Here is a 1,111-nt window from a genome sequence, read left to right as displayed (position 1 = left end):
GGCCAGTTGTTCGCACAGCTTGCGCTGGCCCAAAGCGGCGTCGAACTGCCAGCTCGGCCGGTTCGTGACCGGGAAGCGCGCCTTCATGACGCCCGACGGCTGCTGCTCGCGGTTCACCAGCACCTCGGCCGGCGACAGGCGGGCCAGCCAGGCGGGCAGCTCCACGTCGCTGCATTCGGCCAGGCCGATCTCGCCCTGGGTCAGGGACAGCCATGCCAGGCCATGGCGGCGGCCGTGGCCGGAGACGGCCAGCAGCACGGCGTCCTGCTTGTCGGCCAGCAACTCGGTGTCGGTGATGGTGCCGGGCGTGACGACGCGCACGACCTTGCGCTCCACAGGCCCCTTACTCGCGCCGACCTCGCCGACCTGTTCGGCAATCGCCACGGCCTCGCCCAGCTTGATCAGCTTGGCGAGATAACTCTCCAGCGCGTGCACCGGCACGCCGGCCATGACGATGGGCTGCCCCGCGCTCTGGCCGCGCTGCGTCAGCGTGATGTCCAGCAGTGCGTTGCACTTGCGCGCGTCATCAAAGAAGACTTCGTAGAAATCGCCCATCCGGTACAGCAGCAGCGTGTCCGGGAAGTCGGCTTTCAGGCCCAGGTACTGGGCCATCATGGGCGTGTGGGCGCTGAAGTCAGCGGGCTGGGTCATCGGCGTCGAGCAAATAACAAAGCCCCCCGGCGGAGGGCTTCAGAATGGGCGACAGTTTACGCGGCGGCCAAGTAGGCTGGCCCGTCGGTTGAGCGGCCGACGGCCACGGAGCCTTCGCTGTGCTCCTGGCTTACCGACGAGGCGCGCCGGCTGCCAACCTCCGTCTGGACAAGGGCGAACCGCTGGAGCGCTGGAATAGGCCTTCGCGACGGACAAAGCGCCATCAGTCACCCACGGAACGAGCGCTGGCGAACGATGCCTACCGATATGTTTTATGTTGCTGTGGCGGTGTATTTGGTGCTATGAATACCCGTCCCACCAGGGTGGGCCCCGGATCCTGCACAACAACACATGGAGACCGCCATGAAGACAGGACGTTGGAGGGTGGGCTTTGTGGCCTTGGCCACTGCGGCTGTGGGCGTGCAGGCGCAGCAGGCGGGGAGCGTGCAGCTCTTTGGCC

The 1,111-nt window shown here is 66.6% G+C and carries 1 protein-coding gene; it reads right to left on the bottom strand.

Annotated elements, in window-relative coordinates:
* On the bottom strand, positions 1 to 651 hold a 651-nt coding region (locus AC1DU6_RS32270), incomplete at its 3' end, for a MutS N-terminal domain-containing protein (protein WP_477862301.1).
* Between the last annotated feature and the right edge of the window lie 460 nt (positions 652 to 1,111).

It is taken from the genome of Roseateles sp. P5_B10 (assembly GCF_056400485.1).
Note: the sequence above shows the minus strand (reverse complement) of the source record. Positions and strands in the feature narration are given on the sequence as shown.